Source organism: Piscinibacter lacus (assembly GCF_016735685.1).
Lineage (GTDB): Bacteria > Pseudomonadota > Gammaproteobacteria > Burkholderiales > Burkholderiaceae_C > Aquariibacter > Aquariibacter lacus.
This window is the reverse complement of the sequence record NZ_JAERRA010000001.1, coordinates 586,213-609,728: the sequence shown is the minus strand read 5'-3', so window position 1 is coordinate 609,728 and position 23,516 is coordinate 586,213. Positions and strand designations below refer to the sequence as shown.

Below are 23,516 nucleotides of genomic sequence, written 5' to 3'. Positions count from 1 at the left end.
GGCCCGGGCAGGCTCCAGTCCGGCGACAGGTTCAGGTTCACGCGCAAGCGGGGACCGGTGTAGGGGAGTCGCCAAGTTGGTTAAGGCATCGGATTTTGATTCCGACATGCGAGGGTTCGAGTCCTTCCTCCCCTGCCAAAGTTCGTCTGACATGGCGCCCTTCGGGGCGCTTTGTCGTTGCTGAGGGTCCCGCGCTCGTCCCGGCCCGCCCGCCTCGAATCGGAGAAGCGATGCTCTCGAACACCGTGCTCTTCACCGGCAATGCCAACCCCGCCCTCGCGCAGGAGATCGCCGGTCATCTCGGCATCGAACTGGGCAAGGCCGAGGTCGGCCACTTCTCCGACGGCGAAGTCACCGTCGAGATCGCGCAGAACGTTCGCGGCCGCGATGTCTTCGTCGTGCAGCCGACCTGCGCGCCGACGAACGAGCACCTGATGGAGCTCTTCATCATGGTCGATGCGCTGAAGCGGGCGTCCGCCGGCCGCATCACCGCGGTGATTCCCTATTACGGCTACGCCCGCCAGGACCGCCGCCCGCGCTCGACCCGCGTGCCCATCAGCGCCAAGGTCGTCGCCAACATGCTCGAAGTCGTCGGCGTGAACCGCGTGCTGACGATGGACCTGCATGCCGACCAGATCCAGGGCTTCTTCGACATCCCGGTCGACAACATCTACGCCTCGCCGGTGCTGCTGTCGGACCTGCAAAGCCGCAACCACGACAACCTGATCGTGGTCTCGCCTGACGTGGGCGGCGTGGTCCGCGCCCGCGCGCTGGCCAAGCAGCTCAACACCGACCTGGCCATCATCGACAAGCGCCGTCCGGCCGCCAATGTGTCCGAGGTCATGCATGTGATCGGTGACATCCAGGGCCGCAACTGCGTGATCATGGACGACATGATCGACACCGCCGGCACGCTGGTGAAGGCGGCCGAGGTGCTCAAGGACCGCGGCGCCAAGAGCGTGCTGGCCTATTGCACGCACCCGGTCTTCTCCGGCCCGGCGATCGAGCGCATCAAGGCCTCGCAGCTCGACGAGGTGGTGATCACCAACACCATCCCGCTGCGCGCCGAGGCCAAGGCGACGCCCAAGATCCGCCAGCTCTCGGTGGCCTTCCTGTTTGCCGAGACCATCCGCCGCATCTCGGACGGCGAATCGGTCACCTCCCTCTTCTCGGAACAGAACAACAACTTCTGATCCGACCGTTTCAGCGATGGCGCGGCAGCCTGCCGCGTCGCCGCTTCACCCGGGGGGCCTGGTCGCGGGTCTCCCTCCACACTGGAGCATCACCATGAACTTCGTTGCCTTCGCGCGCGAGAAGCAGGGGACCGGAGCGAGCCGCCGCCTGCGCAACACCGGCCGCACCCCCGGCATCGTCTACGGTGCCGGAGAGCCTGCCGTCATCGAGCTGGACCACAACGCGCTCTTCCACGCCTTGAAGAAGGAAGCCTTCCACTCGTCCATCCTCGCGATGGAACTGGCCGGCACCACCACCAAGGTCCTGCTGCGTGACGTGCAGTACCACCCCTTCAAGCCGCTGATCCTGCACGTGGACTTCCAGCGCGTCGATGCGACCACCCGCATCAAGAAGAAGGTGCCGCTGCACTTCGTCGGCGGCGAGAACTCGCCGGCCGTCAAGCTGGACAAGTGCACGCTGAACCCCATCGCCCACGAGATCCACATCGAGTGCCTGGCCGAGAAGCTGCCCGAGTTCCTGGAGGTGGACGTGTCGAACGTGGTCAAGGGCCAGACCCTGCACGTCGAGGACGTCAAGCTGCCGGCCGATGCCAAGGTCCTGACCCACGGCAAGAAGAACCCCCCGATCCTGTCGGTGGTCGAGCCGGTCGCGGAAGTCATCATCGTGGCCGCCGCCCCGGCCCCGGAGAAGAAGAAGGGCAAGAAGTAAATCGACGGCGGCCCGCGGGCCGCTGCGATCCTTCGCGCGTCCAGAAGCCCCGGCCTGCCGGGGCTTCTTGCTTTGCGGCCCGCCGCCCTTTCCTGAAAAGGTCCCCCGATGACGATCCGCCTGCTGGTCGGCCTGGGCAATCCCGGCCCCGAGTACGAGGCCACCCGCCACAACGCCGGCTTCTGGTGGCTGGACGCCGTGGCGCGCGAGCTCAAGACCCACCTGGTGCCCGAGCGCGGCCACTTCGGCAATGTCGCGCGGGTCGCGCGGCCGCTGCCGGGCGTCGAAGGTCCGGTCTGGCTGCTCGCGCCGATGACCTTCATGAACCTCTCGGGCAAGTCGGTCGGCGCGCTGGCGCGCTTCTTCAAGATCGCGCCCGACGAGATCCTGGTGGCCCATGACGAGCTGGACCTGCCGCCCGGCGAGCTCAAGCTCAAGTTCGGCGGCGGCCATGCCGGTCACAACGGCCTGCGCGACATCCACGCCCAGCTTGGCACGGGCGACTACTGGCGGCTGCGCATCGGCATCGGCCATCCCGGCGACAAGGCCGCGGTGGCGGGCTATGTGCTGGGCAAGCCGCCCTCGCCGCAGCGCGAGGCCATCGAAGCCTCGGTGATCCGCGCCAGCCTGGCCCTGCCGGCCCTGCTCGGCGGGAACATGACCCAGGCCACCCAGTTGCTGCACACCAGCAAGCCTCCCCGGCCCAAGCCGCCGCGGCCGGCCGCCCCGCCACCGGCCGCCGGCAAGGCGCCGGTAGCCGACGAGGGCCCGGCGGGCTGAGTCGCGCGGGCTCGCTATGCTCGGGCCCATGTACGCGCGCCACTTCGGGCTTGAGCACCCGCCCTTCTCGATCGCCCCCGATCCGCGCTTCCTCTACCTCAGCGATCACCATCGCGAGGCGCTGGCCCATCTGCTCTATGGCCTGGACAGCGGCGGCGGCGTCGTGCTGCTCAGCGGCGAGATCGGCGCGGGCAAGACCACCGTCTGCCGCGCCTTCCTCGAACAGATGCCGGCGCACTGCCGGGTCGCCTACATCTTCAACCCCAAGCTCAGCGTCGTCGAACTGCTGACCACGGTCTGCGAGGAATTCGGCCTGCCGCATCCGCCGCCCGGCGAGGCCACGGTCAAGGGCTGCATCGACCCGCTGAACGCCTTCCTGCTCGAAGGCCATGCCGCCGGCCGCCAGGCCGTGCTGGTGATCGACGAAGCCCAGAACCTCGACGCCGCCGTGCTCGAGCAACTGCGGCTGCTGACCAATCTGGAGACGCGCGAGCGCAAGCTGCTGCAGATCGTGCTGATCGGCCAGCCCGAGCTGCGCGAGCTGCTGGCCCGGCCCGAGCTGGAGCAGCTTGCGCAGCGCGTGATCGCCCGCTACCACCTCGGCCCGCTGACCGAGGCCGAGACGCGCCAGTACATCGCCCACCGCCTCGCGATCGCCGGCGCGCGCGGCGCCAGCCCCTTCACGCCCGACGCGCTGCGACGCATCCACCGCCACAGCGGCGGCGTGCCGCGCCGCATCAATCTGCTGGCCGACCGCGCCCTGCTGGCCGCCTATGCGGCCGAGCAGGTGCAGGTCGATGCACCCACCGTCGACCGGGCCGCCGCCGAGGTGCTGGCCCGCCCCGTGCAGCGCCTGGGTGGGCGCGGGCGAACGATCGCCACCGGCCTGGGCCTGCTGTTGATGCTGGCCCTGGGCTGGGGGCTGGGCCGCGGTCTGGGGCCGGCGGGCGAGGCGACCCCGCCCGCGGCCCCGGCGGCCTTGGCCAGGACCGCCTCGGCTCCCGGGCCCGCCTCCGCATCCGACGCGGCCCGATCAATGCCAGCCGCCGGGATCGGGGCCGGGGCCAGCAGCGCCGCCGCCTCGCCGGCGCCCGACGCCCCGGCCGATCCGCTCTGGGCCGCCCTGGCCCAGCGCTGGAAGCTGCCGCCAACCCGCCTGGCCGGTGCCGAGCCCTGCGAAGCCGTGCAGGCCGAGGGCCTGCGCTGCCAGCGGCTGGAACTGCGCGCCGAAAGCCTGCGCCGGCTGGACCGGCCCGGCCTGCTGACGCTGCGCCGCAGCGGCGGCGGCCCGAGCGAAACCGTGCTGCTGCGCGGCTGGACGGAGGACGGCGCCGAGATCGACAGCGCGCAAGGCCGCTTCACCCTGCCCGCCGACCGTCTGGCGGCAGCCGGGCGGCTGAGCTTCCTCACCCTCTGGCGACCCACGCCGGGCTACCGCGGCCCGGGCCTGGGCTTTGACGAAGCGCAGATCGAACAGGCCTTCATCCGCCTGGCGCCCGAGCTGGGCGGCAGCCTGCCGGCCAGCAGCAGCCTGCGCGAGCGGGTGCGCGCCTTCCAGCGCCAGCAGGGCCTGCCCGCCGACGGCCTGATCGGTCCGCTGACGTTGATGCAGCTCAACCGCGCCCTCGACCTGCCCGAACCCCGGCTCGACCGCCGGGCCGCGCCCTGAGCGACGGGCACGAAGCCGCCCCACCCCCGCGTCCTTCCCCTTCCGCGCCGAGCCGTCGCCCCACTGCCGCCATGTCCACCATCCTCGATGCCCTGCGCCGCGCCGAAGCCGAGCGCCAGCGCGGCCAGGCCCCCAGCCGCGATGCGGTGACCCGGCTGCCGCCGCCGCCGCAGGCCGCGCCCGGGGCCGGCCTGCGCCCCGGCCTGCTGCTGGCCAGCCTGGGCGGGGCCGGCCTGGTCGCCGTGCTGGCCTGGGCCTTCTGGCCGGATGCCGCACCGCAAGCCGAAGCGCCCGCCCAGGCCGCCGCGCCGCGCAGCCTGGCGCCGATCTCCCCCGCCGCGCCCAGCCTGCCCGCGGACAGCCCCCCGCCACCCGGCCGCATGCCCAGCACCGTCCCCGGCGCCGGCACGGGTTTCCAGGCCCTGCCCTTCGACCTGCCGCCCGCGCCCGGCCCGGGCGCCGCCGCGCCGCCCGCGCGCGCCCGTGCCCCAGCGCCCGCCCCCGCCGGCCCCGCCGCTCCAGCCGCCGGACCGGTCGCCGGCCCAAGCGACACCGCCCGCCCGGCGCCCGGCCCGACCGAGACGCTGGCCCGGCCGGCGCCGGCGCGCATGCCGGCGGCCGGGCCGGCCCCCGTCGCAGCCGCTGCCGCCACGGCCCCGCTGGCGGCAGCCCCCTCGCCCGGGGCCACGCCCGCCCCGCCGGTCGCGCCCGCCCCGGCCGCCCGGCCGCTGCGCGAGCAGCCGGCCGGCCTGCAAGCCGCCCTGCAGGGCCAGCGCATCGACGGGGTCGTGCATGCGGAGGATCCGGCCAGCCGCCTGCTGATCGTCAACGGCCAGATCCGGCATGAGGGCGACCGGGTGGCGGAGGGCGTGCAGATCGAGCGCATCGAGCCCGGCGTCGTGCTGCTGCGCTGGCAGGGCGGCCTGCATGCGCTGCGGCCCTGAGACACTCCTGCCTCGCCATCCGGAACCCTCGTGAGCATCCACACCGACGACTTCGCACCGGCCCCGGCCGGGCGGCTGATCACGCCGGCCCCCGCCTCGCGGCAGGAGGAGGCGCTGGAGCGTGCGCTGCGCCCGCGCCTGCTGCAAGACTATGTGGGCCAGGCCAAGGCGCGTGAGCAGTTGGAGATCTTCATCGACGCCGCCCGCAAGCGCGGCGAGGCCCTGGACCATGTGCTGCTGTTCGGCCCGCCGGGCCTGGGCAAGACGACGCTGAGCCACATCATCGCGGCCGAGCTGGGCGTGAAGCTGCGCCAGACCAGCGGCCCGGTGCTGGAGAAGCCCAAGGACCTGGCCGCTATCCTGACCAATCTGGAGGCCAACGACGTCCTGTTCATCGACGAGATCCACCGCCTGAGCCCGGTGGTCGAGGAGATCCTCTACCCCGCGCTGGAGGACTACCAGATCGACATCATGATCGGCGAGGGCCCGGCCGCGCGCAGCATCAAGCTCGACTTGCAGCCCTTCACCCTGGTGGGCGCGACCACCCGCGCCGGCATGCTAACCAACCCGCTGCGTGACCGCTTCGGCATCGTCGCGCGGCTGGAGTTCTACACGCCGGAGGAGCTGGCGCGCATCGTCACCCGCTCGGCCGGCCTGCTGAATGCGCCGATCGATGCGGCCGGCGCGCAGGAGATCGCGCGCCGCAGCCGCGGCACGCCGCGCATCGCCAACCGCCTGCTGCGCCGGGTGCGCGACTATGCCGAGGTCAAGGGCGACGGCCGCATCGACGCACCGCTGGCCGACAAGGCCCTGGCCATGCTCGACGTGGACCCGCAGGGCTTCGACCTGATGGACCGCAAGCTGCTGGAGGCGGTGATCCACCGCTTCGACGGCGGGCCGGTCGGCCTCGACAACGTGGCCGCTGCCATCGGCGAAGAGAGCGGCACGATCGAGGATGTGATCGAGCCCTACCTGATCCAGCAGGGCTATCTGCAGCGCACGCCGCGCGGCCGGGTGGCCACGCTGGCCGCCTGGCGCCACCTGGGCCTGACGCCGCCGGCGGCGACCGGCGGCCTGTTCGCCGAGGGCGGCTGAGCCGGCAGCGGCCGGCCCGGGCCGCCGGGCCTCAGGCCGCGGGACCGACGGTGGCGTCGTCCGCGCCGGCCTGCTCGTCCAGGTGGCGGGTGTCGGCCCAGCCCAGCAAAGCCAGGCCTTCGGAGCTGTGCACGAGACGGCCGACCCCGGTGTTGGGCAGGGTCCAGCCGCGGGGCGCGCTCAGGGCCACCCGGGCGGCTGCGCGGTAGAGGCAGTCGAGCACGCCGCCGTGGGCGATCAAGGCCACCGTCTGGCCCGGATGCGGGGCCAGCAGGCGCTCGGCCACGGCGGTCACCCGCGCATAGAAGACCTCCAGGCTCTCGCCGCCCTCGGGGCCGAAGGCCGGATCGCGCGTCTTCCAGCGCCGATGGGCCTCGGGATGCTGCTCGGCGATCTCGTCCCAGGCCAGGCCCTGGAAGATGCCGAAATGCCGCTCGCGCAGGCCGGGCTCGGCGCGCGGCTGCGGCAGGCCGACGGCGGCCAGGGCCTCGGCCGTGTGCCAGGCGCGCTGCAAGTCGCTGGCATAGATCGCGTCGATGGGCTCGTCGCGCAGGGCCTCGGCCAGGCGGGCGGCCTGCCAGCGGCCACGGTCGTTCAAGCCGATGTCGATCTGGCCCTGGATGCGGCTGCCGACATTCCAGTCGGTCTCGCCGTGGCGGATGACGAGCACCCGGCAGGCCTCGCCGGGCACGGCCGGGCGGAGGACAGGCCCGGTCTCGCAGCGTTCGCGGGCACTCATGCTCAGACCCCCCAGACCAGCGGCTTGCCCGCGGCCGCGGCGCGCTCCAGCGCCTGGCGCAGCGGCCAGGCGCGCTGGCGCAGCATCACCGCGGGGCGCTGGGGCAGGGGGCCGCCCTCGGCCCGGGCGGCCTCTTCGAGCGCGGCAAAGGCGGCTTCCTCTTCGACGATGGCAGCGTCCAGGGAGGCCAGGGCCGGCGGCACCTGCTCGGGCAGGACGATGCCCTGGGGTGCAGGCTCGCGGCCGAGGGCGCGCAGCACGCCCTCGCCGTGCACCTGGGTCATCCGCAGGTCTGCGGTTGCGGCAGATTTGAAGACGTAGAGCATGAGGCCTCCTCGGTGATCGGGATGCCTCGGATTGTGCGGCGCAGCGCCGTGCGACGTCGGGCGGCGCCGAGGGCGGCCAGGCCCAGCAGCATCAGGCCCCAGGTGCCCGGCTCGGGCACCGGCGCGGTCGGGGCCTGGAAGCCCAGCAGGTCGAGCTTGGCCGTCAGGCTCAGGCCGGGCGTGGCCGACAGGACGAAGACCGAGGCATCGACCTGGTACTGGGCCCCGGCAAGCTGGCCGAACAGGGCCGGCAGCTCGATCCGCAGCGGCAGGCTGAGCGTGCCCAGCGGCGCCAGGTCGACGAAGTCGTTCTGCACCGTGCTGCCCTGGGTGGCCAGGGTGAAGACATTGGCCGAGGTGAAGGCCGGCGCCCCGGGAAAGGCGGACAGGGTGTAGCTGAAGCTGCTGAAGTAGGTCTCCGGGGCCATCGGGTCGGTCGTTTGCACCGCGGCGGTGATCGAGACGTTGAAGTTGGCCTGGTCGCTGTCGATCAGGGCCTGGGCATCGGGCGTGGCGCTCAGCAAGAGGTCCAGGTCGAGGGCGAACACATCCAGATTGCGATCGCCAGGGTTGCCGGGCGCCTGGATGAGCAGGCTGCCGAAGGGAATCTCGTCGACGGTCTGCTGGTTGCAGCCCGCGGACAGGGCCGGGCAGTCGCTGGTGGCCGACAGGCTGGCGATGGGCGCCGCCTGGACCGGCGGGACCAGGGCCGCAATGCTCAGCCCCAGGGCCGCGAGCAGGGCGCGACCCGGCAGGGGCTGGGCGCGACGGGCCGCGGGCGCGGGGGGCTTGGAAAGGGTCGAGGGCATGGGGGACTCCGGGAGGGGATGCCCCGGTGTCGCAAGATGCGGGCGCGCGGACCGGGCACCCCCGGCCTCCGGGACCCGGTCGCCGGAAGCGGGCGGGCGCCCAGCGGCCCGCCCTGCCGACAGGCCGGCGACCGCGCTCCCGCGCGCCCGGCCGGTCGTGCAAGCTGGGGCATCTGCCTGGGCCCTGGGGCAAATGCCCCGGGGCACCTCCCCCGCGGCGGGTGCTGCGCCCCGGGCGGTTCAGGCCGCCAGGCGGAAGACGGCGACGGTACCGGTCAGCTTCTGGGCCTGTTCGCGCAGCGAGCCGGCGGCCGCCGCGGCCTGCTCGACCAGCGCGGCGTTCTGCTGGGTCACGCCGTCCATCTGGTCGATGGCCTGGTTGATCTGCTGGATGCCGGCCGACTGCTCCTCGCTGGCATGGCGGATCTCGCCCATGATGGACGTGACCTTCTGCACGCTGCGCAGGATCTCCTGCATGGTCGCGCCGGCCTCGTCGACCTGGCGGGCGCCGTCGCTGGCGCGGTCGACCGAATCGCCGATCAGGGTCTTGATCTCCTTGGCGGCTTGCGCGCTGCGCTGGGCGAGGTTGCGCACCTCGCCGGCCACCACGGCGAAGCCGCGGCCCTGCTCGCCGGCCCGGGCCGCCTCCACCGCGGCATTGAGCGCGAGGATGTTGGTCTGGAAGGCGATGCCGTCGATCACGCCGATGATGTCGTTGATCTTCTGCGCGCTGCCGTTGATGGCCTGCATGGTCGCGACCACCTGGCTCATGACCTGGCCGCCGCGGCTGGCCACGTCGCTGGCGGCCATCACCAGCTCATTGGCCTGGCGGGCGCTGTCGGCGTTCTGCTTGACGGTGCCGGTGAGCTGCATCATCGAGCTGGCGGTCTGCTGCAGGCTGCCGGCCTGGGTCTCGGTTCGGGCCGAGAGGTCGTTGTTGCCCGAGGCGATCTCGCTGGACGCAGCCTCGACCTGTTCGGCCGAGCTGCGCACCTCGCTGAGCGCATGCTGAAGCTTCTTGCGCATCGCGTTCAGCTCGTGGTGGAGCCAGGCGAACTCGTCGCGGCCATGGCTTTCGATGCGGGTGGCAAGGTCGCCCCCGGCAATGCGCGAAACCATCTGGACCACCTGCTCGACCGGGCGGCTGAAGCTGACATGGGTGGCCCAGGCCATGCCCAGGGCGGTCAGCATCGAGACGATCAAGACGCCGGTGATCAGCCGCCGCAGCAGGGCCGCCTGCTCGACGCCCGCGGCCGCCTGGCCGGCCGCCAGTACGGCTTCCATGCGCGTGAGCGCCAGCAGGCCCAGGCCGCCGAGCACGGCGAACAGTAGGGTGAGGATGAGGAAGCCCGATCCGATGCGGACGGTCAGGCGGTAGTTGTGCAGCTTGAACATGGCGGGCTCCCCCTGCTGCATCGGCAGTCCGGGTGGTGAAGACGGTGTGTTCCCTGGCCGGGGCCCGTGGGCAGCCGGTCAAGGGGGCAAGACGAGCGTAGATCGCTCATCGGCCGGACCATCGGCGGACTTGAGACCCGCCGCCGGTGCAGATGTCGTCTTCAGGGGTTTGCCCGGGGGCGGGTGGACGCGCGGTCCGCCCGCCCCGGCCCGGGGCTCAGCCGGCCGGCTGCACCTGGACCGCCGTCACCTTGAAGCCCGGGATCTTGGCGACGGCATCCAGCGCGTCGCCTGTCAGGCGGTTGGCCGCGGCCTCCCAGTAGGCGAAGGCCATGAAGACCTGGCCGCGCTGCACTTCGGGCGTCAGCACGGCGATGGCCTCGACGGCGCCATGGCGGGTGGCCATGCGCACGGTCGCGCCGTCGACGATGCCCAGCGGCGCCGCATCCAGCGGATGCATCTGCACCAGCGGCGCCGGGGAGATGGCCTCCAGCATGCTGGCGTGGCGTGTCATGGCGCCGGTGTGCCAGTGCTCCAGCACGCGGCCGGTGGTCAGCACCAGGGGGTAGTCGGCATCGCGGGCCTCGGGGCCGGCGGCGAAGCGGGTGGGCACCAGGTGGGCCCGGCCGTCGTCGGTCGGGAAGCGATCGATGAAGACGATGGCTTCGCCGGGCGCATCCTCGCGCGCGGCCGGGGTCATGACCGCGTTCTCGCGCACCAGGCGGCTCCAGGGCACGCCGGCCAGCGGCTCCATGGCCTGGCGCATCTCTTCGTAGACGCGGGCCACCGGCGCCTCGGCCGCGGCATGGCCGTTGCCGTCGGCGGCCGTCCAGTAGGCCCAGGGCAGACCCAGGCGGCGGCCGATCTGCTCGATGGACCACAGGTCCTGGCGGGCATCACCGGGCGGCTGGGTGGCCGGGCGGCCGGGCTGGATCAGGCGGTCGGTGTTGGTGTAGCTGCCCCACTTCTCGGCATGGGCCGAGGCGGGCAGGATCACGTCGGCCAGGATGGCGGTCTCGGTCGCGAAGATGTCCTGCACCACCAGATGCTGCAGGCTGGCCAGGGCCGCGCGGGCATGGTTGAGGTCGGGATCGGACATGGCCGGGTTCTCGCCCTCGACATAGATGCCGCGGATCTTGCCCTCGCTGGCGGCGTGCATGATCTCGACCACGGTCAGGCCGGGCTCGGCCTCCAGCCGCGGCAGCAGGCCCTCGCCCCAGAGCTGCTCGAAGCTGGCGCGCACGCCGGCCTCGGCCACGCGCTGGTAGTTGGGCAGCATCATGGGGATGAGGCCCGCGTCGGACGCGCCCTGCACATTGTTCTGGCCGCGCAGGGGATGCAGGCCGGTGCCGGGCCGGCCGATCTGGCCGGTGATCATCGACAGGGCGATCAGGCCGCGCGCGTTGTCGGTGCCGTGCACATGCTGGCTGACGCCCATGCCCCACAGGATCATCGAGCCCTTGCTGGTGGCGAAGGCGCGGGCCACGGCGCGGATCGTGTCGGCGTCGATGCCGCAGATCTCGGCCATGCGCTCGGGCGTCGATTCGGCCACCGAGGCCTTGAGCGCCTCGTAGCCGCGCACGCGCTCGGCGATGAAGCCGGCGTCGACCAGGCCCTCGGCAATGATCACGTGCAGCAGGCCGTTGAGCAGGGCCACGTCGGTGTCCGGGCGGAAGGCCAGGTGCCAGGCGGCGCGGCGGCTCAGGGCATTGCGGCGCGGGTCGGCGATGACCAGCTTGGCGCCGCGGTCGACCGCGTTCTTGATCCAGGTCGCAGCCACCGGGTGGTTGACCACCGGGTTGGCGCCGATCAGGAAGATCAGCTCGGCCTTCTCGACATCGGCCACCGGGTTGCTGACCGCGCCCGAGCCCACGCCTTCCAGCAGCGCCGCGACCGAACTGGCATGGCAGAGCCGGGTGCAGTGGTCGACGTTGTTGGTCGCGAAGCCCTGGCGGACCAGCTTCTGAAAGAGGTAGGCCTCCTCGTTGCTGCCCTTGGCCGAGCCGAAGCCGGCCAGCGGGATGGCGCGGCCGTGCAGGCCGGCGGCCAGGGCCTCGTCGCGGATCGCCTTCAGGCCGCCGGCGGCAAGGTCCAGGGCCTCGTCCCAGCTCGCGGGGCGGAACAGGGCCTCCAGCGGCAGCTCGCCGGATTTGACGCGGTCGATGTCGGCCGGGTCCTTCTTCACCCCGGCACGGCGGACGAGCGGCGTGGTCAGGCGCTTGGCGTGATGGATGTAGTCGAAGCCGTAGCGGCCCTTGACGCACAGGCGGCCGTGGTTGGCCGGGCCGTCCAGGCCGGTCACGTAGTGCACGCGCTCGGCGCCCTCGGGCTCGCTCTCCTTGGCCGGGCCCACATGCAGGCGCAACTGGCAGCCGACGCCGCAGAAGGGGCAGACCGAATCGACCTGCTTGGTGATGGTGGCCAGGCCGGCGCCGCGGGCCGGCATCAGCGCGCCGGTGGGGCAGGCCTGCACGCATTCGCCGCAGGCCACGCAGGACGATTCGCCGAGCGGCGCGTCCGCATCGAAGCTGATCTTGGCGTGCGGGCCGCGCAGGGCCAGGCCGATCACGTCATTGCCCTGGATGTCGCGGCAGGCGCGCAGGCAGCGGGTGCACTGGATGCAGGCATCCAGGTTCACGGCGATGGCGGGGTGGCTCAGGTCGGGCTCGGCGTAATGCGCCTCGCGCGCCGGGAAGCGACTTTCGGTGACACCGGCCTTGGCCGCCCAGGCGCTCAGCTCGGAGGCCTTGGTGTGCACATCGGTCGTGGCGCCGGCATCGCTGAGCAGCAGCTCCAGCACCAGGGCGCGCGACTTGAGCGCGCGCGGGCTCTCGGTCTCGACCTTCATGCCGGGCGCCACGGCACGGCAGCAGGATGCGGCCAGGGTGCGCTCGCCCGCGACTTCCACCACGCAGGCGCGGCAGTTGCCGGCGGGGGCCAGGCCTTCCTTGTGGCAGAGGTGCGGGATCTCCACACCCTGGGCCTTGGCGACGGCCCAGATCGTCTGGCCCTCGCGGGCCTGCACGGTCTGGCCGTTGAGGCTGAACTCGACCGTGGGCAGGGCTTCGGTCAGCGCGGCGTCGGGGGTGCGGGCGTTCATGCGGACAGCTCCTGCGGGAAGTACTTGATGACGCAGTCCACCGGGTTGGGCGCAGCCTGGCCCAGGCCGCAGATGGAGGCGTCGCGCATGACCTGCGACAGGTCGGCGATCAGTTCGCGGTCCCAGACGGGCTGGGCGATCAGCTCGCGCACCTTGGCCGTGCCGGCGCGGCAGGGGGTGCACTGGCCGCAGCTCTCGTGCTCGAAGAAGGCCATCAGGTTGCGCGCGGCGTCGGTGACCTTGTCCTGGTCGGACAGCACCATCACCGCGGCCGAGCCGATGAAGCAGCCGTGCGGCTGCAGGGTGTCGAAGTCCAGCGGGATGTCGGCCATCGCCGCCGGCAGGATGCCGCCCGAGGCGCCGCCCGGCAGGTAGGCATAGAGCGTGTGGCCCGGCAGCATGCCGCCGCAGTACTCGTCGACCAGTTCCTGCAAGGTGATGCCGGCCGGCGCCAGGTGCACCCCCGGCTTCACCACCCGGCCGCTGACCGAGAAGCTGCGCAGGCCCTTGCGGCCGTGGCGGCCCTGGCTGGCAAACCAGTCGGCGCCGCGTTGCAGCAGGGCGGGCACCCAGTAGAGCGTCTCGAAGTTGTGTTCCAGCGTCGGCCGGCCGAACAGGCCGACCTGCGCCACGTAGGGCGGCCGCAGCCGCGGCATGCCGCGCTTGCCCTCGATCGATTCGATCATCGCGGACTCTTCGCCGCAGATGTAAGCGCCGGCCCCGCGGCGCAGCTCGATGGTCGGCAGCGTGTGGCCAGCCGGCAGCGGCGGCGTGGCCTTGAGCGCGGCCAGCTCGCGTTCGAGCAGGGCGCGGCAGCCGTGGTACTCGTCGCGCAGGTAGATGTAGCAGGCCTCGATGCCGACCGCCCAGGCGGCGATCAGCAGGCCTTCAAGGAACTGGTGCGGGTGCTGCTCCAAGTAGGTCCGGTCCTTGAAGGTGCCGGGCTCGCCCTCGTCGATGTTGACCGCCATCAGGCGCGGGCCCGGGGCGCCGCGCACGATGCGCCACTTGCGGCCGGCCGGGAAGCCGGCGCCGCCCAGGCCGCGCAGGCCGGAGTGCTCCAGCGTCTGGATGACCGATTCCACATCGCGCACGCCCGTCAGGCATTCCGTCAGCATGGCGTAGCCGCCAGCGGCGCGGTAGGCGGCCAGGTCCTGGTAGGGCGCGGGCTCGTGGGTGGTGGCGCCGGCCTTCACGGCGGCCTGCACGGATTCGACCGTGGCGCTCGCGATCGGGTGCTGGTGCACGGCGACGGCCGGGGCCTGCTCGCAGCGGCCGATGCAGGGGGCGGGGATCACGCGAACCTCGCGGCCCAGGATCTGCGGCAAGCGGGCCAGCAGATCCTGCGCGCCGGCCATCTCGCAGGCCAGGCCGTCGCAGACGCGCACGGTCAGCGCAGCGGCCACCGGGTAGTGGCCGTCGGCGCCAGGGCGCACGATTTCGAAGTGGTGATAGAAGCTCGCGACCTCATGCACCTCGGTCACCGACATGCGCATCAACTCGGCCAGGGCGGCGAGGTGGTCGGTGCGCAGTTGCAGGAAGCGGTCGTTGATCGCGTGCAGGTGCTCGATCAGCAGGTCGCGGCGCGTCAGGTCGGCGCCAGCCCCCAGGGCCTCGCGGACCTCGGCCAGGGCCTGGGCCGACACCGGCCTCGGGCCGGAGCTGCGGGGCATGCGGGCCTTGCCGGCCGGCAGGATGGGAATGATGGGGGCGTTCATCGACGGACTCCAAGCAAGGCTTCAGGAAAAGCAGCCTCGGACATGCGCTTGATTCAACATATTTGATTCAGGACATGGGACCCATGTCACCCATCGAAGGCTAGCGATCCAGGCCGTGCAAAATATGCAAGGTTTTTCCATTTCAAGGGACAGCTATGCGCGTTCACATCCGGCCCCAGTGGTCGATCAGCCCTGGCGGCGTCGGCAACGGCGAAGACCTGGCCGGCCTGGACATCGCCAGCCTGCTGGCCCTGCTGGCGGCCGTGCAGGAAACCGGTGCGATCGCCCAGGCCGCGCGCAGCCTGGGCGTGTCCTACCGCCATGCCTGGGGCCAGGTGAAGGCGGCCGAGGCCCTGTTCGGCCATGCGCTGATCGACGCCGGGCGCGGCCGGGGCTCCACCCTCAGCCCCCTGGCCGAGAAGCTGATCTGGGCGCAGCGCCGCGTGCAGGCCCGGCTGACGCCGCTGCTCGACAGCCTGGCCTCGGAACTGGAGACCGAGATCGAACGCAGCCTGCCGCGCGCGCCCCAGCCCCTGCGCCTGCACGCCAGCCACGGCTTCGCGGTGGCGGCGCTCGTCGAGCAGCTCGAAGCCGTGCCGCAATCGGTCGAGCTGCGCTACCGCCACAGCGTGGAGGCCGTCGCCGCGCTGTCGCGCGGTGAATGCGACCTGGCTGGCTTTCACGTGCCGATCGGCGAGTTCGAGACCCGCGCCTCGCAGCGCTACCGCGTCTGGTTGCGCGACGAGGAGTACCGCCTGGTGCATCTGGCCGTGCGCTGGCAGGGCCTGTTCGTCGCGCCGGGCAATCCCAAGCGGGTGCGCGGCGTGGACGACCTCGGCCGCGAGGACCTGCGCTTCGTCAACCGGCCGCAAGGCTCCGGCACCCGCATGCTGACCGAGCTGCTGCTCGACAAGCACGGCCTCTCTCCATCCGCGCTGCGCGGCTGGGAGAGCACCGAGTTCACCCATGCTGCCGTGGCGGCCTACATCGCCAGCGGCATGGCCGATGTCGGCCTGGGCGTGCAGACCGCGGCCCAGCGCTTCGGCCTGACCTTCCTGCCGCTGCTGCGCGAGCGCTACTTTTTTGCAGTGCGCGCCGAAGCCCTGGAGCGGCCCGCGATGAAAAGCCTGCTGGCCCTGCTGGGCAGCCCCGCCTACCGCGCGACCGTCGCAGCCATGGCCGGCTACGAGGCCGCCGAGACCGGCCGGGTGCTGAGCGTGGCCGAGGCCTTCGGCAAGCCCTGAGGGGCCCGGGCGCTGCGCCCGGGCCGGCCCGCGCTCAGGGTGCCGGGGGCGCGGCGGCGGCAGCCGCGTGCTGGCGCAGCACCGCCTTGTCGGCACGAATCTTCTTGTAGCGCTCCCAGTCGAAGCGCTCCAGGAAGTCAGCGGCTGCCATCGCGCCCGAGCGGAAAAGGTCGATCTTGGCCTCGTCGGAAAGCCGGAAGTTCAGCCAGTTGTGATCGGGCCGGTTGCCGTCGGCATCCCGCAGGGCGGTGTGGTCCGTCGTGCTGATTCGGGCGATCAGGTGCTTGTAGTCGGGATTGCCGACCAGGAAATCCTGGTCCAGCGCCCCGCGCGCGGCATTGAACACCCCGGCGATCAGGCTCGTCATCGAGCGAACCGGCCGGGGCCGATCCAGCGGCTGGCCCAGCTTGACACCGAAGGTCGGCGCGCGCGGGATGCGCAGATGGTTGTGGAAGACCGCGATGGGGAAGTTGGAGATCACCCCGCCATCGACCAGCCAGCACTCCGTGGGCAGGTCCTTGCCCTCGTAGTTGGCCATCGTCTTCCATCGCTCGGCCGCTTCCGGCCCCTGAGGCAGGTTATGCAAGTGGATGGGGTGGAAGAAGGCCGGCACCGACATCGAGGCGCGCACGTACTCGGCCGGATGCACATGATCCGGGTCGCTCCAGTAGAGCCCCGCCATGCGCGGGAACTCGACCTTGGTGCCGGTGCTGATGTCCGCGGCAATCACCGCGAGGTCGACCTTGATCTTAGGGTTATCGGTCTGGCCCGCCTTGGCCCGCACCGGGCAAGGGGTGAAGTGGTAGCCCCCGGGCGGCGGGGTGTTCATGCGGGCCCGCAGCGCGGCGGTGGTCCGGATGCCCTTGTCGTCAAGCAGCTTGCGCAGCCAATCCTCGAAGGCCTGGCCGGGATGCAGGCCGAGCTGGCCGGTGAAGTTGTCGACAACCTGGGCGCCCTTCAAGGCAAGCTTGAACTTGCCGGCACCGTCCACCAGGGCATCGGTGAACTCACGGGCGTCGCTGTTGCCATCGATGAAGGCTGCCATGGGCACATTGGCCACGATGGACGCCACCTCCTCGGCCTTGGCCTCATGGGGCGCGCCCAGCGCGGCGATGACCAGTGCGTTGATCGAACCCGCCGAGGTGCCGCCCAGGCCGAGAAAGCGGATGCCCGCCTTTTCCAGCACGTAGCAGTAGCCGGCCAGGGCGACACCCAGGACGCCGCCGCCCTCCATCACGAGATCGACGTATTGATGCCCTTGGGCGTCGGTGACGTCGGAAATCGGGCGCGACGCGACCCTCGCCCGTGCCCGCTGCACCGCAGCGACGACCTGCGCTTCCTCCGTCAGGCGGGCCACCGCCAAGGGCGCGGAGCGTTTCGATTGCTTGGTCACCATGGGGCTCTCCTGGGCGTGATGGCAGCGAAGGCTGCCGGCACGGCATTGAAGCAGCCCGCGGCGCGCCGGTCGGGCGGGAATTCACCCCCCTTGGGCGCCTGAGGCCAGGAAGCGGGGGTTTGCGGGCAAAGCTGCCAACCGATCCCAAAGGCCTTGCCTGCCCGGGCGGAGCGATCGACCGAGGTGATCGGGCGTGGATCAGTATCAAGGTTTTGTGCAGAGAAAGGGATGGCGGTATTTCGACTTGACCGTTTTGGCAAGCCATCATGCGCTTGCATGGGTTCGCGCCAAGCTCGGAATCAATAGATTCGTCAGCGTAGGCGATGATTCACGCCGATTGAGAGGAAACCCCAGTCATGAAGTGAACGACAAACCGTTCTCAGCGGCCTGCGGGTCCGCCCGAGAAATATTCACCATACTGGAAATCACCCACAGCAAGTGGATGCAAAAATTCGTGAATGAATCGGTTTTCCTCGACACAAGCTCGCGCACGGTTTCGCATCCCATACTGCGAAGCACACGGCGCGTCTGCGGGCATCCGTTGCAGCATCACAAAAACCATGCGCCAGCAGGGGTCACCATGTGCACCCCTTGCGGACTCTGGCCGAACGCAGCCAACTATTGCAGAGCACGACCACCTTTCGGCAACATGACGGAATCATTAACGACGCCCTCGACTGGATGAATTCGCCCCCAAAAACGAGGGGCTGGCAAAAGCATCCCCCCCGAGTGGATGAGTCGTACAGCCCGCGGAGCCGAGTACTCCCGGCTAACATCAAGCAAGCTGTGTCTCTGCTTTGGCACAGCCGAGTCTTTCAATCAGGAGTCCTTCATGCACCGCTTCGCTGTCAAGGCGCTCGCCGCCGCTGCGCTGGCCACCCTCGGCCTTGGCGCCCAGGCCCAGAGCCAAACCCTGGTCGCGCTGACCACCACCAACGAGATCGTCAAGTTCAACACCGCCGGCTCGACGCAAACCGTCGCGATCAGCGGTCTGGCCTCGGGCGAGACCCTGCTGGGTCTGGACACCCGTCCCACCAACGGCCTGACCTACGCGATCTCCAACCAGAACAATCTCTACACGATCGACACCACCAGCGGTGCGCTCAGCCTGGTGACGGCCCTGTCCGGCGCGAGCTTCGCCTCGACCGGCGGCCTCGGCATGGACTTCAACCCGCAGGCTGACTTCGCCGGCGGCGCCTCGCTGCGTGTGACCACCGCCGGCGGCAACAACTACGCTGTCAATGTGAACACCGGCGTGGTCGGCAACACGGCCAGCAACATCGGCCCGGGCTACACCGCCGTGGCCTACACCAACTCCTTCCCCGGCACGCCCCCGGGCAGCTTCCCGGGCACCATGCCGGGTGATCTGACCGACCTGTACTACATCAACACCAGCACGGACACGCTGCAGTTCGCGGGCGCGGCCTTCAACAGCCCGATGATCACGACGGTGGGCTCGCTGGATCTGCCCTTCAACGTGCTCTCGGCCAACGGCTTCGAGATCGTGGGGGGCGGCCCGGCCTTTGCCGTGCTGAACCTGGACGACGGCACGGGCGCCAGCGGCCTGTACAGCATCAACCTCGCCACCGGCGATGCGGTGCTGCGCAGCAACTTCGCCGGCACGGTCAACGGCCTGGCCTTCACCACCGCCCCGGTGCCTGAGCCCGAAACCTACGCGCTGATGATCGCCGGCCTGGGCGTGGTCGCCTACATCGGCCGCCGCCGCAAGGCCAAGAAGGCCTGAGGCCCTCGGCCCTGCTCCACACCCGGCCCCTTGCGGGCCGGGTCGGATAAACCGCCCCAAGGGGCGGTTTTTTGTTGCCTGTCTCCTTGCAAAGCCGCAAGTCGGTGTGTGCCAGCACGCGAACCCCATGAGCCATCGAATGAGCCCGCGACTCCAAAGTCGGCAGACCCGATAAAGCTTCTGGTAGCACATGGCACTTATGGAAACAAGCACCTTTTCCGGTGCGTCAGCCAAAAAGCTGCTCACGCGACCATGCGTGACCAAACAAGCGATGCGCCCGTCCGACCCAGGCGCACTCAGGCACCTCCACCATGAACAACTTCGTCAGTCTTGACACCGGCAAGACTTTCGTCTCTCTCGGATCCCTGTGCCTCAAAGGCAACATCTCACTCGATGAGCTGGATGGCGCGCTGGGCCACATGCATGTCGCAATGCTTTCATCCGACGCATCGTTCAGCGATCAAATTGCGTCGTGGAAGCGACAGGTCGCTCGTCGCCTGGATATCTGGCGAGTGGAGCCGGCCCCCCTGACCGAGGTGCAGTTTCGAGAGTGGTTGCAAACCGAGATTGACAAAGCGGCATCCGACTCAAATGCGAACGGACCCTGCCCCTGACAACAGGGCCGGATCGGTCGGTGAGAGCACCCGGCCCAAATCACTCGGGACACCTCGCCAGTCGCATGGGGCGCAGCTCTGACACGTCTTGCAGCCTTGTTTTGGCGTGTATCTTGCCAATCCTTCGCAGCAGGTTTTCATCCATGCAAATGGACTTCGGATGCAGGGCCTCTCATGCCAGCCCCTGCTGCAGCCGGGCAAGCACGGCCGGCGCCTCGACCAGCGCGATGTGCGCGGTTGCCGGCAGATGCAGGGTTTCGGCGCCGGCCAGCACGGCGGAGGACGGCGGGAAGACCACGTTGTCGGCCGAGCCCAGCACGCAGCAACAGCGTACGCCGGGCGGCTCGGGCAGACGGGCCTCGGCGGCGGCCAGGGCGCGCAGCCAGTCGCTGCCGGGCCGCATGTCGCGGGCATTGCGGCTGAGGCCCAGCCGGGCCAGCCAGGTGCCGTGGTGCGGCGTGCCGATCGTCATCACCTGGGCCAGCCGCGCGTCATTGCCGGGCGCGGCCACGCGCCACGCGCGCCACACCAGACCGCCCATGCTGTGCGCGACCAACAGCGGCGGCCGGCCGGTGGCGGCCTCCAGCCGGGCGACGGCGGCTTCGAGGCAGGGCACGCCGGCCTCGACACCGGCCAGTGGCGGCTCCAGCGTGACGGCCACCACCGGTCGGCCCTCGGCCGCGAGCCGTGCGAGCCAGCGGTTCCAGAAGCCGCGGTTGCAGACGTGACCATGCACCAGCACCAGACCGCGCTGGCCGGCGGTGCCGGGTCGGTCGGGCCAGGCTGCGGCCCGGAAGGCCTGATGCCACAGAAAGGTCGGGGCAGCGATGCACAGTTCGCCCCACAGGGCGCGCAGCCGTTCGGCGGGTCGCGGCCGTGGCCAGGGGTCGTCACGGTGCACGGCGGCGGCCAGCAGCATCTCGATGGCGTAGGCCCCCAGACCGATCAGGGCCAGGCCCAGCGGCAGGGCCAGGGCGGCCGCCATGCCGGCCAGCGGCCGGCCCCAGGCCAGGCCGCCGAAGACGAGCGCCAGCATGGCGAGCAGCAGCAGGGCCAGGGCGAGACGCAGGAGGCGCGCAATCACAGGGACATGCCTTGGGCGGCTGGAGGCGCAGCGCCCCCACTCAGGCGGCAGGTGGCGCCGCAACCTCGACCGCCTCGCCCGCCGGCTCCAGCCGCCAGCGGCTCACCCGGCCCTTGTGCAGGGCCACGCGCAGCCGGTGACCGGAGGCATCGGTCCACAAGTAGACGCCGGCACCGGGCGACTGCGGATCCTCGGTTTCGGCGGGCTCGCCGGCCGCGGCCGGCCAGTCGGCCTTGGCGCCCAGGCTGCGGGTGCGCAGCAGAAGATCGGCCAGCGGCAGGCCGGGGCGCAGGCGCGGCAGCAGATCGGGGGCGCTGACGATGCGGCCCACCGGCCGGCCCGCCGCGACCTTCAGCGCACGCACGGTGCGGCTGAATTGCAGCAGCAACCAGAACACGACCAGGGTGGTCGCGAAGACCGCGCCCTGCCAGCCGAACTGGGCGATGGCGAGCACGCTGAACAGGGCGGCCAGCAGCCAGCCGATGCGGGGATTCATGGAAACGGGGCTCCAGGGGGCATGAGGGGAGAGGATCGCAGCCCAGCCGCTCAAGCCGGGCCGAGCACCTCGGACTCGCGGCGGCCGACGCGCCCGCTGCGCAGGGCATCGGCCCAGTCGCCGCGGCCGCTGGCCTCGGCGCGCGCGGCTGCGGCTGGGTGGTCGTAATCCAGGGTGCGCAGCTCGGCCCGCCAGGTGCCGTCGGCGCCCCGGCTGAGCAGTGCCCAACGGGCCTGCGGGCTGCCGGTTTCCACCCCATGAGGATGCGGCAGGTCGTCGTCGTAGGCCGGCAGGCCGAGGCTGCCGGGGTTGAGCAGCAGCGGACCGCCGGGCAGGGTACGGCAGGCGGGCAGGTGGCTGTGGCCGCAGAGGACAACAGCCGGTCCGCCAGCCGACTGCGGCCGCGCCCAGGGGCCGAGCCGGGCGCGCAGCTCGGCCTCGCTCGCCGGGCGCGGCGCGGGGCCGCCGCCGCAGGCGGGGTCGTCGACGCTGTGCAGCAGCATCTGCACATCGCTGGCCGGCGTGCCGTGGCAGGCCCAGACCTCGCCCCAGGCCGCGCGCACCGGCAGCGCCAGCAGGGCATCGAGCGCCGGGCGGTCGAGCCGGGCCACCGCCAGCGCGTCGGCCGAGCGCGGATGGGCCGGCTGCGCCCTCGGCCCGCGGCCCGCCACCGCCAGCATCTGCCGCTCATGGTTACCAGCCAGGGCAGGCCAACCGAGCCGGGCCAGGCGGGCAGCCGTCTCGGCCGGCCAGAGCGGGCCGGCGAGCTGGTCACCCAGCAGCACCGCCTGGGCGATGCCCTCGGCGGCCAGCCGCGCCTCCAGCGCCTCCAGCGCCGGCAAGTTGCCGTGCAGATCGGCCACCACGGCCAGGCGCGCGGGCGGCTGCGGGGTGCCGCAGCCCGGCCAGTCGGCCGGCCGGGCCGGAATGGCGCCCGGCGCGACGGGCTGCGGTGAGAGGACGGGGGCGGCAGCCGGCATGCTGGGGGCGGGGCGGGCGGGGCTGAGCGGGGGGCAGACGGCAGCGATCGCGCAGCAGGCAGCGAGGGGCCGCCGGCTCAACCCAGGCTGCGCGCCAGCTCGATGGCCTGCTCGACGCGCTCGACGCCGTGCACGGTCAGGCCCTCGATCGGCTGGCGCGGCACATTGGCCTGCGGCACGATGGCCGCGGTGAAGCCGAGCTTGGCCGCCTCGCGCAGCCGCTCCTGGCCGCGCGGCGCGGGCCGCACCTCGCCGGCCAGGCCGACTTCGCCGAAGGCGATCAGGCCGCGCGGCAGGGCCTTGCCGCGCAAGCTGCCCTGGATGGCGAGCAGCACGGCCAGGTCGGCCGCCGGCTCGGCAATGCGCACGCCGCCGACGGCGTTGACGAACACATCCTGGTCCATGCAGGCCACGCCGGCATGGCGGTGCAGCACGGCCAGCAGCATGGCCAGGCGGTCGCGGTCCAGGCCCACGCTCAGGCGGCGCGGGCTGGGTCCGCCGCTGTCGACCAGGGCCTGGATCTCGACCAGCAGCGGCCGCGTGCCCTCCAGCGTGACCAGCACGCAGGCGCCGGGCACCGGCTCGCCCTGGGTCGAGAGGAAGATCGCGCTCGGGTTGCTGACGCCCTTGAGGCCCTTGTCGGTCATCGCGAACACGCCGATCTCGTTGACCGCGCCGAAGCGGTTCTTGATCGCGCGGATCAGGCGGAAGCTGCTGTGCGTGTCGCCCTCGAAATACAGCACGGTGTCGACCATGTGCTCCAGCACGCGCGGGCCGGCCAGTGCGCCTTCCTTGGTCACGTGGCCGACCAGCACCACCGCACAGCCGCTGGCCTTGGCCGCGCGGGTGAGCTGGGCCGCGCACTCGCGCACCTGGGCGACCGAGCCGGGCGCGGAGCTGAGCGCGTCGGAGAACACGGTCTGGATCGAGTCGATCACGCAGAAGCGCGGCTGCATCTGCTCCAGCGTCGCGAGGATCTTCTCCAACTGGATCTCGGCAAGCACCTGCACCGCCGTGCCGACCAGGCCGAGGCGGCGGGCGCGCAGGGCGACCTGCGCGCCGGATTCCTCGCCGCTCACATAAAGCACCGGCCAGTCGGCCGAAAGCGCATCGACGGCCTGGAGCAGCAGGGTGCTCTTGCCGATGCCCGGGTCGCCGCCGATCAGCACCACGCCGCCCTCGACGATGCCGCCGCCGAGGACGCGGTCCAGCTCGCCCAGGCCGGTCGGGCGGCGGTCGACCTCGCTGGCCTCGATCTCGGCCAGGGCACGCACCGGCTGGGCTGCGGCCAGGCCCTGGAAGCGGTTGCGCGGGGCGCCGGCGGCCGGCTCGGCCGGGCCCTCGTCCAGGGTGTTCCAGGCCTTGCAGTGCGGGCACTGGCCGAGCCACTTCGGGCTCTGGCCGCCGCATTCGCGGCAGGTGTAGACGGTCTTGTCGCGGGCCATGCGCGGCATTGTCGGCCCGGGGGCCGCCGCAGCGGC

At 71.6% G+C, this 23,516-nt stretch carries 20 protein-coding genes and 1 tRNA gene; 10 read left to right on the top strand and 11 right to left on the bottom strand.

Annotated elements, in window-relative coordinates; all coding sequences use genetic code 11:
- Positions 1-61 precede the first annotated feature (61 nt).
- The 7 genes from JI742_RS02795 (at position 62) to ruvB (ending at position 6,390) form a co-directional block, all read left to right on the top strand.
- Positions 62-138, top strand: a tRNA-Gln gene (locus tag JI742_RS02795).
- Between the two features lie 92 nt (positions 139-230).
- On the top strand, positions 231-1,193 hold the full coding sequence (locus JI742_RS02790; protein WP_201823816.1) for a ribose-phosphate pyrophosphokinase: 963 nt from the start codon (positions 231-233) through the stop codon (positions 1,191-1,193).
- A 94-nt stretch (positions 1,194-1,287) separates the two neighbouring features.
- The gene (locus tag JI742_RS02785) at positions 1,288-1,902 is read left to right on the top strand and encodes a 50S ribosomal protein L25/general stress protein Ctc (RefSeq protein ID WP_201823814.1); all 615 of its coding nucleotides are present in this window, start codon (positions 1,288-1,290) and stop codon (positions 1,900-1,902) included.
- A 108-nt stretch (positions 1,903-2,010) separates the two neighbouring features.
- A complete protein-coding gene (pth, locus tag JI742_RS02780) occupies positions 2,011-2,682 on the top strand; it encodes an aminoacyl-tRNA hydrolase (protein WP_201823812.1) in 672 nt (223 codons plus the stop codon).
- Between the two features lie 28 nt (positions 2,683-2,710).
- On the top strand, positions 2,711-4,351 hold the full coding sequence (locus tag JI742_RS02775) for an AAA family ATPase (protein ID WP_201823810.1): 1,641 nt from the start codon (positions 2,711-2,713) through the stop codon (positions 4,349-4,351).
- A gap of 71 nt (positions 4,352-4,422) precedes the next feature.
- Positions 4,423-5,295 carry a general secretion pathway protein GspB gene (locus JI742_RS02770; protein ID WP_201823808.1) on the top strand — a complete coding sequence of 291 codons (873 nt, stop codon included), beginning with the start codon at positions 4,423-4,425 and terminating at the stop codon, positions 5,293-5,295.
- A gap of 30 nt (positions 5,296-5,325) precedes the next feature.
- On the top strand, positions 5,326-6,390 hold the full coding sequence (gene ruvB, locus JI742_RS02765) for a Holliday junction branch migration DNA helicase RuvB (RefSeq protein WP_201823807.1): 1,065 nt from the start codon (positions 5,326-5,328) through the stop codon (positions 6,388-6,390).
- Positions 6,391-6,421: 31 nt separating this feature from the next.
- Here the strand turns inward: ruvB and JI742_RS02760 are convergent, their stop codons facing one another.
- The 6 genes from JI742_RS02760 to JI742_RS02735 all read right to left on the bottom strand — a co-directional run bounded on the left by JI742_RS02760 (position 6,422) and on the right by JI742_RS02735 (position 14,477).
- Positions 6,422-7,129 carry a histidine phosphatase family protein gene (locus JI742_RS02760; RefSeq protein ID WP_201823806.1) on the bottom strand — a complete coding sequence of 236 codons (708 nt, stop codon included), beginning with the start codon at positions 7,127-7,129 and terminating at the stop codon, positions 6,422-6,424.
- A 2-nt stretch (positions 7,130-7,131) separates the two neighbouring features.
- Complete coding sequence (locus JI742_RS02755) at positions 7,132-7,455, bottom strand: DUF1840 domain-containing protein (RefSeq protein ID WP_201823805.1); 324 nt, start codon at positions 7,453-7,455, stop codon at positions 7,132-7,134.
- Complete coding sequence (locus JI742_RS02750) at positions 7,410-8,264, bottom strand: PEP-CTERM sorting domain-containing protein (protein ID WP_201823804.1); 855 nt, start codon at positions 8,262-8,264, stop codon at positions 7,410-7,412. The genes JI742_RS02755 and JI742_RS02750 overlap by 46 nt, the downstream gene beginning before the upstream one ends.
- Before the next feature lie 240 nt (positions 8,265-8,504).
- On the bottom strand, positions 8,505-9,659 hold the full coding sequence (locus JI742_RS02745) for a methyl-accepting chemotaxis protein (protein WP_201823803.1): 1,155 nt from the start codon (positions 9,657-9,659) through the stop codon (positions 8,505-8,507).
- 217 nt (positions 9,660-9,876) lie between these two features.
- A complete protein-coding gene (fdhF, locus tag JI742_RS02740) occupies positions 9,877-12,759 on the bottom strand; it encodes a formate dehydrogenase subunit alpha (RefSeq protein ID WP_201823802.1) in 2,883 nt (960 codons plus the stop codon).
- On the bottom strand, positions 12,756-14,477 hold the full coding sequence (locus JI742_RS02735) for an NADH-ubiquinone oxidoreductase-F iron-sulfur binding region domain-containing protein (protein WP_201823801.1): 1,722 nt from the start codon (positions 14,475-14,477) through the stop codon (positions 12,756-12,758). The genes fdhF and JI742_RS02735 overlap by 4 nt, the downstream gene beginning before the upstream one ends.
- Positions 14,478-14,632: 155 nt before the next feature.
- Here JI742_RS02735 and JI742_RS02730 point away from each other — a divergent pair, with 155 nt between their 5' ends.
- Positions 14,633-15,721 (top strand): substrate-binding domain-containing protein, encoded by a 1,089-nt coding sequence (locus JI742_RS02730; RefSeq protein ID WP_201823799.1) that lies wholly within the window; start codon positions 14,633-14,635, stop codon positions 15,719-15,721.
- 34 nt (positions 15,722-15,755) lie between these two features.
- On the opposite strand, the gene JI742_RS02725 is transcribed toward JI742_RS02730, so the two are convergent.
- A complete protein-coding gene (locus tag JI742_RS02725; RefSeq protein WP_201823797.1) occupies positions 15,756-17,117 on the bottom strand; it encodes a patatin-like phospholipase family protein in 1,362 nt (453 codons plus the stop codon).
- Positions 17,118-17,949: 832 nt separating this feature from the next.
- Here JI742_RS02725 and JI742_RS13800 point away from each other — a divergent pair.
- On the top strand, positions 17,950-18,861 hold the full coding sequence (locus JI742_RS13800) for a DUF4394 domain-containing protein (protein WP_236676751.1): 912 nt from the start codon (positions 17,950-17,952) through the stop codon (positions 18,859-18,861).
- 311 nt (positions 18,862-19,172) lie between these two features.
- The gene (locus tag JI742_RS02710; RefSeq protein WP_201823793.1) at positions 19,173-19,475 is read left to right on the top strand and encodes a hypothetical protein; all 303 of its coding nucleotides are present in this window, start codon (positions 19,173-19,175) and stop codon (positions 19,473-19,475) included.
- A 172-nt stretch (positions 19,476-19,647) separates the two neighbouring features.
- On the opposite strand, the gene JI742_RS02705 is transcribed toward JI742_RS02710, so the two are convergent.
- The 4 genes from JI742_RS02705 to radA form a co-directional block, all read right to left on the bottom strand.
- Positions 19,648-20,559 carry an esterase/lipase family protein gene (locus JI742_RS02705; protein WP_201823791.1) on the bottom strand — a complete coding sequence of 304 codons (912 nt, stop codon included), beginning with the start codon at positions 20,557-20,559 and terminating at the stop codon, positions 19,648-19,650.
- 40 nt (positions 20,560-20,599) lie between these two features.
- Entirely contained in the window at positions 20,600-21,055 is a 456-nt protein-coding gene (locus tag JI742_RS02700; RefSeq protein WP_201823790.1) for a hypothetical protein, read from the bottom strand.
- 50 nt (positions 21,056-21,105) lie between these two features.
- Complete coding sequence (locus tag JI742_RS02695; RefSeq protein ID WP_201823788.1) at positions 21,106-22,035, bottom strand: metallophosphoesterase family protein; 930 nt, start codon at positions 22,033-22,035, stop codon at positions 21,106-21,108.
- A 77-nt stretch (positions 22,036-22,112) separates the two neighbouring features.
- Complete coding sequence (radA, locus tag JI742_RS02690; protein ID WP_201823787.1) at positions 22,113-23,480, bottom strand: DNA repair protein RadA; 1,368 nt, start codon at positions 23,478-23,480, stop codon at positions 22,113-22,115.
- Positions 23,481-23,516: the final 36 nt, after the last annotated feature.

Bases quoted from the DNA above. Each gene is read 5' to 3' on its own strand.
- JI742_RS02790 (WP_201823816.1), top strand. From the start codon at position 231: ATGCTCTCGAACACCGTGCTCTTCACCGGCAATGCCAACCCCGCCCTC.
- JI742_RS02785 (WP_201823814.1), top strand. From the start codon at position 1,288: ATGAACTTCGTTGCCTTCGCGCGCGAGAAGCAGGGGACCGGAGCGAGC.
- pth (WP_201823812.1), top strand. From the start codon at position 2,011: ATGACGATCCGCCTGCTGGTCGGCCTGGGCAATCCCGGCCCCGAGTAC.
- JI742_RS02775 (WP_201823810.1), top strand. From the start codon at position 2,711: ATGTACGCGCGCCACTTCGGGCTTGAGCACCCGCCCTTCTCGATCGCC.
- JI742_RS02770 (WP_201823808.1), top strand. From the start codon at position 4,423: ATGTCCACCATCCTCGATGCCCTGCGCCGCGCCGAAGCCGAGCGCCAG.
- JI742_RS02760 (WP_201823806.1), bottom strand. From the start codon at position 7,129: ATGAGTGCCCGCGAACGCTGCGAGACCGGGCCTGTCCTCCGCCCGGCC.
- JI742_RS02755 (WP_201823805.1), bottom strand. From the start codon at position 7,455: ATGCTCTACGTCTTCAAATCTGCCGCAACCGCAGACCTGCGGATGACC.
- JI742_RS02750 (WP_201823804.1), bottom strand. From the start codon at position 8,264: ATGCCCTCGACCCTTTCCAAGCCCCCCGCGCCCGCGGCCCGTCGCGCC.
- JI742_RS02745 (WP_201823803.1), bottom strand. From the start codon at position 9,659: ATGTTCAAGCTGCACAACTACCGCCTGACCGTCCGCATCGGATCGGGC.
- fdhF (WP_201823802.1), bottom strand. From the start codon at position 12,759: ATGAACGCCCGCACCCCCGACGCCGCGCTGACCGAAGCCCTGCCCACG.
- JI742_RS02735 (WP_201823801.1), bottom strand. From the start codon at position 14,477: ATGAACGCCCCCATCATTCCCATCCTGCCGGCCGGCAAGGCCCGCATG.
- JI742_RS02730 (WP_201823799.1), top strand. From the start codon at position 14,633: ATGCGCGTTCACATCCGGCCCCAGTGGTCGATCAGCCCTGGCGGCGTC.
- JI742_RS02725 (WP_201823797.1), bottom strand. From the start codon at position 17,117: ATGGTGACCAAGCAATCGAAACGCTCCGCGCCCTTGGCGGTGGCCCGC.
- JI742_RS13800 (WP_236676751.1), top strand. From the start codon at position 17,950: ATGCACCGCTTCGCTGTCAAGGCGCTCGCCGCCGCTGCGCTGGCCACC.
- JI742_RS02710 (WP_201823793.1), top strand. From the start codon at position 19,173: ATGAACAACTTCGTCAGTCTTGACACCGGCAAGACTTTCGTCTCTCTC.
- JI742_RS02700 (WP_201823790.1), bottom strand. From the start codon at position 21,055: ATGAATCCCCGCATCGGCTGGCTGCTGGCCGCCCTGTTCAGCGTGCTC.
- JI742_RS02695 (WP_201823788.1), bottom strand. From the start codon at position 22,035: ATGCCGGCTGCCGCCCCCGTCCTCTCACCGCAGCCCGTCGCGCCGGGC.
- radA (WP_201823787.1), bottom strand. From the start codon at position 23,480: ATGGCCCGCGACAAGACCGTCTACACCTGCCGCGAATGCGGCGGCCAG.